A 13,194-nucleotide genomic window follows, 5' to 3' on the forward strand; every position below is an offset into this window, starting at 1 on the left:
TCTATTGGCCGCTCTCCTTTTCCGACACTGAAAACATCGTATTGATCCGAATTCGCAGCCTGCAAACAAAAGCCTGCCTGCTAAACACATTTGATTTTCAGCCACGGCTGCGCTAAAAGACGGTTTATCTTGCTCCCAAAAGTTAAGCGCTATCTAAAATACTCCACACCAGCGGTAAAAAGATCCTGTCTCTTTTCGCCCCCGATATTTTTAAACAATCCCGCTTCATAGCGCTCGGTATGTCCCATTTTGCCTAAAATCAAACCATCCCGGCTGAGAATCCCTTCCACTGCAAACGCTGAACCATTGGGATTATACTCCCCTTCGCTGTAAGCAGTTCCGCCGGCATCAACGTAGCGGCTGAAAATCTGGTGCTGGGCTGACAAGCGCCGAATCCATTCCGCATCTGCATAAAATCTGCCTTCCCCATGCGACACCGCAATTTCGTGCCGCTCGCCCAGCCGCAGGCCATCCGCCCACGGGCTGCTGATGCTGCAAATTTCGGTGGTTACGATTCGAGAAATATGCCGGCCAATCCGGTTATAAGTCAAAGTGGGCGAATCGGCCTCCAGTTCCCTGATTTCCCCATACGGTAAAAGGCCGGTCTTAATCAGCGCCTGAAAGCCGTTGCAAATTCCTAAAATCAAGTTTTTCTTTTGCTTGACATGGCTGTTAATTACCTCTTTTAACTCCGGCTGGCTCAAAATCGCAGCAATAAACTTGCCCGCTCCGTCCGGTTCATCACCGGCACTGAAACCACCCGCCAAGGCCAAGATCTGCGCCTGCTCAATTTTCCGGCACAGGGCGGCAATGGAATCGGTCAATTCCTGCCGGCTGCGGTTGCGCAGCACCACCGTTTCCACTTCGGCACCGGCCTTGGTAAAAGCTTTCGCCATATCATATTCGCAGTTTGTCCCCGGAAAAACCGGAATGCAAACCAGCGGTTTCATCGTTTTGCTCCGGCTGTGTGCGGTCTGCCGACCGGCTTTCAGCGGCTTTTCCGCCTGCTCCGGCGCTATTGCCGCCAGCGGCTCGCCGCAGACATGGTCTTTAAAAATACCGGCCAGCGGCTTTTGCCAAGCTGCTTTTAACTCGGCTATGCTTACCTTTTGCCCCTGCCAGCTGATTTCCGGCTGCGGATGGATCTGCCCCAAAAGCCGAACCCCGGCTGCCGCTAGTTCTGCCTGCCGCGCTTGCCATTCAGCCGCCGGAACTTCCAGTAAAATACTGCCGTAATCCGGCGCAAATAACTCTGGAATCGCCTCTTTTAGCTGAACACCCAGCTCATTGCCAAAGGCCATCCCGGCAATGGCCGCCGCCAAGGAACTCTCGACCATTTTCGCTGCTAAAATCATGCCTTGCCGGTTCCATTTCTGAATATTGGCAAACATTTCCTTTAAATAATTAAAATCCGGTATTTTCTGCTCTGTCAGTTTAAGCGGATAATACAGCAAGCAAGTCTCGCCGCCCTTTAATTCCGGAGAAATAACCGCCTCGGACTTACCGGCACAAACGGCAAAGGTAATCAAAGTCGGCGGCACATCCAAATCCTCAAAGCTGCCGGACATACTGTCCTTGCCGCCGATGGAAGCCAGTCCCATTTGACTTTGAAAATAATAAGAACCCAACAGCGCCGCCACCGGTTTCCCCCAGCGTTTCGGCTCCCGGCGCAGGCGCTCAAAATACTCCTGACAGGATAGCCGTAGGCACCTGTAATCCGCCCCCAGACAAACTGCCTTCGCCGCCGCCATCACCCCGGCAAACAGGGCACCGTGGAACGGGCTCCAAACCGCCATTTCCGGGCAATAACCATGCGTCATATAGGCTGCATCATCCGTTTCGCCGGCTGTAACAGGAATTTTAAAGACCATGCCGTCTACCTTGCTGGTCTGCGTTTTTCCGCCATAGGGAAAAAGCACCGTCCCCCGTCCGACCGTGCTGTCAAACTTTTCCGCTAAAGAAGTTTGACTGCCGGTATTTAAACTGGATAATTCCGCTAAATATCTGGTTTTCAGTTCTCCGGCCTCGCCCGGCAGCAACTCGCCCTGCTGCGTTCTCCGCCGGAAAAACTCATTTTCGGTAATAGCCGGAACCAATGCGCCGATTTGACCCAAAACACCGTTACTGTCTAAAAACTCGCGGCTCAAATCCAAAATCCGGCTGCCCCGCCAATTCATGCGCAGCCGGCTGTCATCATTAATCACCGCCGCCTTAACCGCCGTGATATTTTCCTCCGCCGCCCAGGCTTCTACTTTAGCCTGATCCTGTGCTTCAATCACAATCGCCATCCGCTCCTGCGACTCGGACACCGCCAGTTCCGTACCGTCCAGACCATCATATTTTTTCGGCAATGCGTCCAAATCAATATCTAGGCCGTCCGCCAACTCGCCAATCGCTACCGCGATGCCGCCCGCGCCAAAATCGTTACAGCGTTTGATGCAGCGGGCAAACTCCGGCCGCCGGAACAAGCGCTGTAATTTTCGCTCTTCCGGGGCATTTCCCTTCTGCACCTCGGCTCCGGCCGTATCAATTGATTCGGTACTATGCGCCTTGGAAGAACCGGTTGCTCCGCCGACACCATCCCGGCCGGTCGCGCCGCCCAGCACCATGACGATATCCCCCGGCTGCGGCTGCAAGCGGCGGACATTTTTTGCCGGGACAGCGGCAATCACCGCTCCCAATTCCATCCGCTTGGCTTTAAAGCCCGGATGATAATACTCTCTGACCTCGCCGGTCGCCAGCCCGATTTGATTGCCATAGCTGCTGTACCCATCGGCCGCTTCCACCGTAATCTTTCTTTGCGGGAGCTTGCCCGCCAGCGTTTGCTCCATGCTCTCGGTGGGATCGGCCGCTCCCGTTATTCTCATCCCGCCAAACACATAGGCCCGCCCCGACAGCGGATCGCGGATTGCTCCGCCCAGGCAGGTAGCTGCTCCGCCAAACGGCTCAATTTCGGTCGGATGGTTATGCGTTTCATTTTTAAATTGCAGTAAATAATCTTCCGTTTCGGTTTGGCCGTCAGCTATTTGACAGCTGACCGGAATCTTAATCGAACAGGCGTTAATCTCCTCCGATTCGTCCAAATCCGGCAGCAGACCCTTTGCTTTCATTTCCTTCATGCCCAGTGTTGCCATGTCCATCAGCGTTTGCGGCTTGTCCGCCGCATATTTAGCCTTATTTTCCCGATAAAGACGGTAGGCCGCCTGCTTAACCGGCAGGTAATCGTCCGGTTCCCAGTCAATTTCCGTCAGCACCGTGGCAAAAGTAGTATGGCGACAGTGATCCGACCAATAGGTGTCAATCACCTTTAATTCCGTGACACTGGGATCACGGCCTTCCTTTTGAAAATATTGCTGGCAAAACAGCAAGTCTTCCTCCGTCATAGCAAACCCGGACTGAGCGTAAAAAGCTTTTATTTCTTCAGCGGAAAGCCGGGTAAAACCGTGATAATATTTAATGTCTTCCGGCCGCCCCAAATCATTTTGCAGGTTCTCCGGCTTAGCCAGCGGAACTTCATGCGAATCGACTTCGTTAATCAAGTAGGCCTTCATTTGCTCTATTTCCTGATCGGAAAAATCACCAGTCAAACCAATTATTTTTTTGCAGCGGAGCACACATTTTTTGCCGGTTACCGCCAATATACACTGGACGGCCGAATCCGCCCGCTGATCAAATTGACCGGGTAAATATTCATAAGCAAAATACCGGGTACCCGCCTGCATCGGCAGCTCTTCCCCGCCCAGCCGGTCGGTATTGACCTCTGACAAGACCTTTTTTAACACCTCTGCCCATTCTTCCTCGGAAAAATCGGCTTCCATATCATAGCAGTTCCATAAATCGACCGCTTTTAATTTAGCGGCAGCAAAAGAAAACATTCCTTTCAGTTCGTCTGAAATCGAATGTTTTTCCTCTGCAAAGGCTTCCTGCTTCTGCACCAAAAATCGCTTGACCACGGCTTGCTCGTCCTCCTTGCTTGAGATAGATGGTTTGTTTTTTCTATCATACCATCAAGATCAGTCCGCGTCAATGGATTTTCCGAATGTTTTTTTATATTTTAATAAAATTGTTCGGAAATTTTATGCTCAAAAACTGGTTGTAAGGCATTTGACTTAATCCCGTCTCGGAATATCTCTGTGACAATTGCCATTTATGTGCCGAAATCGGAACAAAAAATAGATCGCGCTCCCCGGCTCATCTGACAAACACAGTCTGCACCAGAATCATATAGCAAACCGTACCGCTGACAATACTGAGCAGCGTATTTCGTTTCCAGATATGCAGCACCACAACCAGCGCCGCTGCGAGTATTTCCGGCGCCGCATAGGGAAAAGAAGTTATCACCGTGTCCTTAAAGCAAAAAACAACCAACATTCCCATAATGGCATAGGGCAATACCTTACTCAAATAGACTACTATTTCCGGTGTTTTCCGGCCGCCCGTAAAAATCAAAAACGGCAGGCCTCGCAGTCCCAGCGTGACCACCGCCAGCACCACGATCAATAAAAACGAATGCAGCTCATTCATTGGTAATTCCCTCCTTTTTGCGCAGGCCGATTAGCAGTACCGCAATCAGCAGCATAGCCGGAATTAAAAACTTTTGACTGCCCAAAGTCAGCAGGCATAAAACTGACGCACCGATTCCGACCAGGGCGGATAAATGATTTTTAACCATCAGCCACTGCTCCGTAAAGATCGTCAAAAAGAGGGCGGTCAGCACAAAATCAATGCCTTTGGTATCAATCGGTAAAATCCCGCCTAAAAAAGCACCCAGTATCGAGCCGGTAATCCAATATGAGTAGTCCAGAAATGATATCCAAAAATAATACTGATCCGGCTCCGTTTCTCCGGCCTGACAAAGCAGAGAATAGGTTTCATCGGTTAAGCTGAAAATCAAAAAAGGCTTATATTTGCGCCCTTTATATTTATCCACCATGGAAATCCCGTAAAATAAATACCGGGCATTGACCGCCACCGCTGTCAGCGCCGCCGTCAAAAGCGAAACGTTTTCAGCCAGCAGCTCAGCCCCTACATACTGCATACTGCCGCCATAAATCAAAATACTCATGACTCCCGCCCACAGCACGCCGTAGCCTTTGCCCCGCAGGATCATGCCGAAGCCGATCCCCAAAACCATGTATCCGGCCATCACCGGCAGCGTTTTTAAAAAAGCTCTTTTTACTATTGTTTTTCGTTTCATCATCGCACCTTTAAAATATCTCTTTAATTTGCCAAAGCCGCCCCCATCGTATGTACAAAAGGGAATAATTGTTTTACCGGCGAAGCGCCGCAAAATGAATATGCCCGCTTCGTGGTCGCATTCATTTATGCTTGCGCGCTTCAAATCGCATTTTATCGCCCGGTTCCCACCGTCAGACCAAATGCTTCGCATTTGCCGCACTTCGTGCTTTCCATCTGCCGGTGAAGCGCCGCAAAATGAATATGCCCGCTTCGCGGTCGCATTCATTTATGCTTGCGCGCTTCAAAAAAAGCGTTTTCCCCTTGCTTTCGTAGGAGAAAACGCTTTTATTTATACTTCCTTGTCAAGCTTTGTCTTTCACCCACCGGCCATTACAAAGCAGTCCCGGAACCTGACGCGTATACAAGCCTCTGCTGCTTTACCGCCTTATTCCGTTACTTCTTCCTCCACCGGTGCCTGCGCCTGCTCTTCATCGGCACTGACAATCTCAACATTACGGTAAATGCCCATGCCGGTTCCGGCCGGAATCAGTTTACCTAAGATAACATTTTCCTTTAAGCCGATCAGCGGATCAACCTTACCGAAAATAGCGGCCTCCGTCAAAACTTTGGTTGTTTCCTGGAAGGACGCTGCCGACAGGAATGACTTGGTAGCCAGCGAAGCCTTGGTAATACCCAGCAGTACCTGCGTACCGGTGGCTTCTTCCAAGCCCTGCTCCCGCATTTGCTGATTGACGTTCTCAAACTCCAAACGATCCGCTAAAACGCCCGGCAGTAAATCGGTATCACCGTTGTCCTCAATCTTAACCTTTTTCAGCATTTGCCGAACAATTACCTCAATGTGCTTATCATTGATTTCTACACCCTGCTGACGGTAAACTCGCTGTACTTCCTGCAGCATATAGTCCTCTACCGCCGCACTGTTCTTAATCTTCAAGATATCATGCGGATTAACACTACCCTCGGTCAATTCATCGCCGGCCTCAATGATTTGGCCGTCCTCAACCTTGATCCGAGAACCGTAAGGAATCAAGTAAGCCTTACTGCTGCCGGTTTCATCGTTGGTAACGATGACCTCCCGCTTTTTCTTGTTGTCACTGACCGTAACCCGACCGGAAAACTCGGATAAAATCGCCAGTCCCTTTGGCTTACGGGCTTCAAACAGTTCCTCAACACGCGGCAAACCTTGGGTAATATCTTCTGCCGTAGCAATACCGCCACTGTGGAAGTTCCGCATCGTCAACTGCGTACCCGGCTCACCGATGGACTGCGCCGCGATGATACCAACCGCCTCGCCGACCTGTACCGGCCGGCCGGTCGCCATATCGGCGCCGTAACATTTCGCACAGACACCTATCTTGGAGCGGCAGGTCAAAGCGGTCCGAATCTTTACCTCGGTAATGCCGGCGGCAATAATCTTACGGGCCTGGCGGGGATTAATCATCGTATCAGCCGGTACAATCAGCTTGCCGGTTTCCGGATGCTTAATCTCTTCAACTGACCAGCGGCCGGTGATTCTTTCCTCTAAGGACTCAATCACTTCCTTGCTGTCCATGAATGCCTTGACCTTTAAGCCGACAACTTCCTCGCCGCCTTCGCAGCAGTCCAGTTCCCGGATAATTAAATCCTGCGAAACATCAACCAAACGTCTGGTCAAATAACCGGAGTCGGCCGTTCTCAGCGCGATATCGGCCAAACCTTTTCTGGCTCCGTGCGCGGAAATAAAGTATTCCAAAACATCCAGACCCTCCCGGAAGTTCGACTTGATCGGCAGCTCAATCGTCCGGCCCTGTGTATCAGCCATCAAACCACGCATACCGACTAACTGCTTAATCTGGTTATTGGAACCACGGGCACCCGAGTCAGCCATCATAAAGATGTTATTATATTTTCCTAAGTTTTTAAGCAAAGCCTCTGTCAGCTGATCATCCGCACCCTTCCAGGTTTGAATCGTCTTTAAGTACCGTTCATCCTCGGTCATCATACCGCGGCGGAACTGCTTGGATACGGTTTCGATCGTATTTTCCGCCTGCTTTAAGATCTCACCCTTGTTCTCCGGCACTTCCATATCGGACAGGGCAACCGTAATTGCGCCTTTGGTCGAATATTTAAAGCCTAAATGCTTAATATTATCCAGCACTTCCGAAGTCTTGGTTGAACCGTGAATATCAATGCAGCGGTACAAAATCTCTTTCAGCTGCTTTTTGCCGACCAGATAATCAATCTCAAACAACAGTTCTGAGCCGGCCGCCTCCCGGTCGACAAAGCCCAAATCCTGCGGGATAATCTCATTAAAAATAATCCGGCCGGGTGTCGTTTCTACGATGGTCGAAAGCTTTTGACCATCGATCCGCTTGCTTCTTCTGACTTTGATCTTGGAATGCAGGGACAAAATCCCGTTATCATAGGCTAACAGTGCCTCATTTTCATCGGTATAGGCATTGCCCTCGCCCGGCTCACCATCTTTTTGCAGTGTCAGGTAATAAATACCCAAAACTACGTCCTGTGACGGTACGCAGACCGGTCCACCATCAGACGGTTTCAGCAGGTTGTTTGGCGACAGCAGCAGGAAACGGCACTCCGCCTGTGCTTCTTCCGAAAGCGGCAGGTGCACCGCCATTTGGTCACCATCAAAGTCAGCATTAAAAGCGGTACAAACCAACGGGTGCAGCCGAATCGCCTTACCTTCCACCAGTACCGGCTCAAACGCCTGAATACCAAGCCGGTGCAGCGTCGGTGCCCGGTTAAGCATAACCGGATGCTCACTGATAACCTCTTCCAGCACATCAAAAACATAGGGATCCAAGCGATCCACCATTTTTTTGGCCGACTTAATATTATGCGCCATTTCGTCCTCGACCAAACGTTTCATAATAAAGGGCTTAAATAATTCTATCGCCATTTTCTTGGGCAGACCGCATTGATAAATTTTCAACTCCGGTCCGACCACGATAACCGACCGACCCGAATAGTCAACCCGCTTACCCAAAAGATTCTGTCGGAAACGACCCTGCTTCCCTTTCAGCATATCGGACAGGGACTTTAACGGACGATTGCCCGGCCCGGTCACCGGACGTCCCCGGCGGCCATTGTCAATCAGGGCATCCACTGCTTCCTGCAACATTCTTTTTTCATTGCGGATAATAATTTCCGGTGCCTTAATCTCCATCAGGCGGCTAAGACGATTGTTCCGGTTAATCACCCGCCGATACAAATCATTCAAATCGGAAGTGGCAAAGCGGCCACCGTCTAACTGCACCATTGGCCGCAAATCCGGCGGAATAACCGGAATATGGGTCAAAATCATCCATTCCGGCCGATTTTCCGAACTGCGGAAAGCCTCGACTACTTCCAGCCGTTTAATAATTCTGGCCTTCTTCTGACCCTTGGTATCGCGCAGCGCCTGCTTTAATTCCTTGCTTTCTTTTTCCAAATCTATGGCTGTTAAAATCTCCTGGATCGCCTCGGCGCCGAGCCCCACCCGGAAAGTATCGCCGTAGCGCTCCAGCGCTTCGTGATAGTCCCGGTCGGACAGTACCTGCTTATAACGCAAATCGGTTTCACCCGGGTCTAAAACGATATATGAGGCAAAATACAACACCTTTTCCAGCTTTTTCGGCGAAATATCCAAAATCAAGCCCATCCGGCTGGGAATCCCCTTGAAATACCAAATATGAGATACCGGTGCCGCCAGTTTGATATGGCCCATCCGCTCCCGGCGAACTTTGGCCTTGGTTACTTCCACTCCGCATTTATCACAAATCACACCCTTATGCCGGTTTTTCTTGTACTTACCGCAATGGCATTCCCAGTCCTTACTCGGCCCGAAAATCCGTTCGCAGAATAAACCGTCTACTTCCGGCTTCAAAGTACGATAATTGATGGTTTCCGGCTTTGTTACCTCGCCTCTTGACCACTCAAGAATCCGTTCCGGAGACGCCAGTCCAATTTTAATCGCATCAAAATTAACCGTTTGTTGTTCTTTCGGCATATTATCTGACTCCTTCCGCCGGCTTAATTATCAAAATCGTCTTCCTCGCCGATAATAAAGCTGTCTTCCAAATTAATATCATCATAATCATCATCTAAAGCTTCATTGGCATCAATCTCGTCAATCTCGCTGTAGTCAAAGCTGTCATTGTCATCATCCAGCGGATCCAGCCGATAATCACCCAATTCAAAATCAACACCGTCGTCATAGTCGTCTTCTTTCAGCTCGACTACCGTATCACCGGTTAAGACATTCACATCCAGCGCCAGCGACTGCAATTCCTTGAGCAGAACCTTAAACGATTCCGGAATGCCCGGTTCGGGAATATTTTCACCCTTGATAATCGCCTCATAGGTTTTAACCCGGCCGACCACATCATCGGACTTCATGGTCAAAATTTCCTGCAAGGTGTAGGCTGCACCGTAAGCCTCCAGTGCCCATACTTCCATCTCACCGAACCGCTGTCCGCCGAATTGAGCTTTACCGCCCAGTGGCTGCTGCGTTACCAGCGAATACGGACCGGTTGACCGGGCATGGATCTTATCGTCAACCAAATGGTGAAGCTTCAAATAATGCATGTAGCCAACGGTGACCTCGGCGTCAAAGTACTCGCCGGTACGGCCGTCTCTAAGCGGAAGCTTACCCGAACGCGGAATCTTTACACCCTTCCATTCTTCGCGGTGTGCCCGATTGGCGGATAGATATTCAAACACTTCCTTGTCCAAAGTGCTCTTCCACTTCTTCTCAAAGTCCTTAAACTCCATATTGACATAGTCGTTGGCCATATCCAGCGTATCCATGATATCTTCTTCATTAGCTCCGTCAAATACCGGTGTGGCAATCTTAAAGCCCAAAGCCTTGGCCGCTAAGCCCAAATGCACTTCCAAAATCTGACCGATATTCATACGGGAAGGCACGCCCATCGGGTTTAAGACGATATCCAGCGGCCGTCCGTTCGGTAAAAACGGCATATCTTCCTGCGGCAGAACTCTGGACACAACGCCCTTATTGCCGTGGCGGCCGGCCATTTTATCTCCGACCGAAATCTTTCTTTTCTGGGCAATATACACCCGCACCGCCTGATTAACGCCGGGTGACAAATCATCGCCGTTTTCTCTGGTAAAAATATGCACGTCAACAATGGTGCCCTCTTGACCATGCGGAACTTTAAGCGAAGTATCCCGGACTTCTCTGGCTTTTTCTCCGAAAATTGCCCTGAGCAGCCGCTCCTCCGCCGTCAGCTCCGTTTCGCCCTTGGGCGTTACCTTGCCGACTAAAATATCACCGGAACGCACTTCTGCACCGATCCGGATAATGCCTCTTTCATCCAGATCCTTCAGCGCTTCCTCGCCTACGCCCGGAATATCTCTGGTAATTTCTTCCGGCCCCAGTTTGGTATCTCTGGCTTCCGATTCATGTTCCTCAATATGAATGGACGTATAAACATCGTCCCGGACTAAGTTTTCATTGAGCAGGATCGCGTCCTCGTAGTTATAGCCCTCCCATGACATAAAGCCAATCAGCGGGTTCTTACCAAGCGCAATCTCACCGCCCTGTGTCGAAGAGCCGTCGGCAATGACCTCGCCCTTTACAACTTCCTGTCCCTTTTTCACAATCGGCCTTTGATTCATGCAGGTACCTTGGTTGGAGCGAACAAACTTCTGCAAACGATGCGAAACCTTCTTGCCGCCGGCAGTCTTGACAATGATCTCCGTAGCGGAAACCTTATCAATCACGCCATCTTCCTTAGCCAGCACCACGATGCCGGAGTCAACTGCCGCTTTATGCTCAATTCCCGTACCGACGATCGGCGATTCGGTTGACAGCAGCGGAACTGCCTGCCGCTGCATGTTGGAACCCATCAGCGCCCGGTTGGCATCGTCATTTTCCAGGAACGGAATCATCGACGTCGCCACCGAAAAAACCTGCTTGGGCGAAACGTCCATCAAATCAACCTTGGTCGCATCCATTTCAATAATCTGCTCGGCGAACCGACCAGTTACATATTTATTAATAAACTCGCCCTTTTCCGTCAGCGGCTCGTTTGCCTGCGCAATCCGGTACTTATCTTCTTCATCGGCCGTAAAATATTCAACCTGCTCGGTAACAATCGGTTTCCCGCTGCTTTTGTCGATCAACCGATAGGGTGACTCAATAAAGCCGTATTCGTTAATCCGGGCATAAGTCGCAAGTGAGTTGATCAAACCGATGTTCGGACCTTCCGGCGTTTCAATCGGACACATTCTTCCATAGTGCGAATAGTGAACGTCCCGCACCTCAAAGCCGGCTCTGTCTCTGGATAAACCGCCGGGACCGAGTGCCGACAAACGTCTTTTATGGGTTAGCTCACCCAGAGGATTGGTTTGATCCATAAACTGCGACAGCTGCGAACTGCCGAAAAACTCTTTAATTGCCGCCGAAACCGGCCGAATGTTAATCAGTGACTGGGCGGAAACCGTTTCCGTATCCTGCACTGTCATTCGCTCCCGAATCACTCTTTCCATCCGGGAAAGACCAATCCGAAACTGATTCTGTAACAGCTCGCCCACCGCCCGAATCCGGCGGTTGCCCAGGTGATCGATATCATCTTTGGTGCCGATATGATATTCCAAATGCATATTATAGTTGATGGAAGCAAAAATATCTTCCTTGGTAATATGCTTGGGAATCAAATGGGCAACATTCTTTTTAATCTGGGTAATTAATTCTTCACCCGAATATTCTTCCATTAAATCCATTAAGGCCGGGTAATATACTCTTTCATAAATTCCGGCAGCTTTGGCATCAATATCAACATATTTATTGATATTGACAAACAAATTGCTTAACACCTTGACTTTGCGGTTTTCAACCGTTACATAAACTGCGTGAATCGCCAGATCCTGGAGTTCCTTAGCCAGCTCCGTCGTGATTTCAGTGCCCGCTTCAGCCACGATCTCGCCGGTTTGGGTATCAACCACATCCTCCGCCAGCACAGAACCGACAATCCGGTTCTCAAACGCCAATTTTTTGTTGAACTTATAACGTCCGACCCGCGCCAAATCATAGCGTCTGGCATCAAAAAAGACAGCATTAAGCAGGGATTCCGCGCTTTCTACCGTTGGCGGCTCTCCCGGCCGAATTCTTTTATAAACTTCAATCAACCCCTCTTCATACGAGCGGGAATTATCTTTTTCCAAACTTGCCAAAATTTTCGGCTCTTCACCGAACAAATCAATAATTTCCGAATCCTTGCCAATGCCCAGTGCCCGAATCAAAACGGTAATCGGCACTTTTCTGGTCCGGTCGACCCGCACATAAAAAACATCATTGGAATCGGTTTCATATTCCAGCCAAGCACCACGATTGGGAATAACCGTACAGGAGTAAAGTTCTTTTCCGATTTTATCATGTTTAATCGCATAATAAATACCGGGCGACCGCACCAACTGCGATACAACGACTCTTTCTGCGCCGTTGATCACAAAAGTACCGGTTTCCGTCATCAGCGGCAACTCACCCATGTAGATATCATGCTCGTTGATCTCATCCTTTTCCTTGTTGTATAATCTGGCCCTGACCTTTAACGGAGCGGCGTAGGTCGCGTCCCTTTCCTTACATTCCTCGACCGTATACTTGGGGTCATCGCTGAAGCTAAAATCCAAAAATTCTAATGATAAGCTGTTGGTATAGTCTTCAACCGGAGAAATGTCTTGAAACGCTTCTTTTAGTCCTTCATTCAAGAACCATTTGTAGGAATTTTTCTGCACTTCGATCAGATTGGGCATATCCAGGACTTCTTTCTGCCTTGAATATGTCATCCGCAATCCGTCGCCAATATGCATCGGCTTAATTCTTCTTTTTTCCATCTTGTCGCTTCACTCCTTGGCATTCTTTGGCTTATTAACATGATAAAGCGGAGCCTGCTCCAGCTTTCCGGCACAGGAACCAGTCCTTTCCCGATTGCCGCTGCTCTTTTTAGCCGCTCAAAAACCAAACAAGTCTTCCAGCAACACAAAAAAGAGCAC

At 49.8% G+C, this 13,194-nt stretch carries 5 protein-coding genes; all 5 read right to left on the reverse strand.

Annotated elements, in window-relative coordinates; all coding sequences use genetic code 11:
• Positions 1-149: 149 nt before the first annotated feature.
• Positions 150-3,953 (reverse strand): phosphoribosylformylglycinamidine synthase, encoded by a 3,804-nt coding sequence (locus C3V36_12370; GenBank protein AVM69966.1) that lies wholly within the window; start codon positions 3,951-3,953, stop codon positions 150-152.
• Positions 3,954-4,191: 238 nt separating this feature from the next.
• Complete coding sequence (locus C3V36_12375; GenBank protein ID AVM69967.1) at positions 4,192-4,524, reverse strand: branched-chain amino acid transporter AzlD; 333 nt, start codon at positions 4,522-4,524, stop codon at positions 4,192-4,194.
• Positions 4,517-5,197 carry a branched-chain amino acid transporter AzlC gene (locus C3V36_12380; GenBank protein ID AVM70550.1) on the reverse strand — a complete coding sequence of 227 codons (681 nt, stop codon included), beginning with the start codon at positions 5,195-5,197 and terminating at the stop codon, positions 4,517-4,519. The genes C3V36_12375 and C3V36_12380 overlap by 8 nt, the downstream gene beginning before the upstream one ends.
• Positions 5,198-5,623: 426 nt before the next feature.
• Positions 5,624-9,187, reverse strand: coding sequence for a DNA-directed RNA polymerase subunit beta' (gene rpoC, locus C3V36_12385; GenBank protein ID AVM69968.1), 3,564 nt, complete (start codon positions 9,185-9,187; stop codon positions 5,624-5,626).
• A 23-nt stretch (positions 9,188-9,210) separates the two neighbouring features.
• Complete coding sequence (locus tag C3V36_12390; protein AVM69969.1) at positions 9,211-13,035, reverse strand: DNA-directed RNA polymerase subunit beta; 3,825 nt, start codon at positions 13,033-13,035, stop codon at positions 9,211-9,213.
• Between the last annotated feature and the right edge of the window lie 159 nt (positions 13,036-13,194).

The organism is Lachnospiraceae bacterium oral taxon 500 (assembly GCA_002999035.1).
Classification (GTDB): domain Bacteria; phylum Bacillota; class Clostridia; order Lachnospirales; family Vallitaleaceae; genus W11650.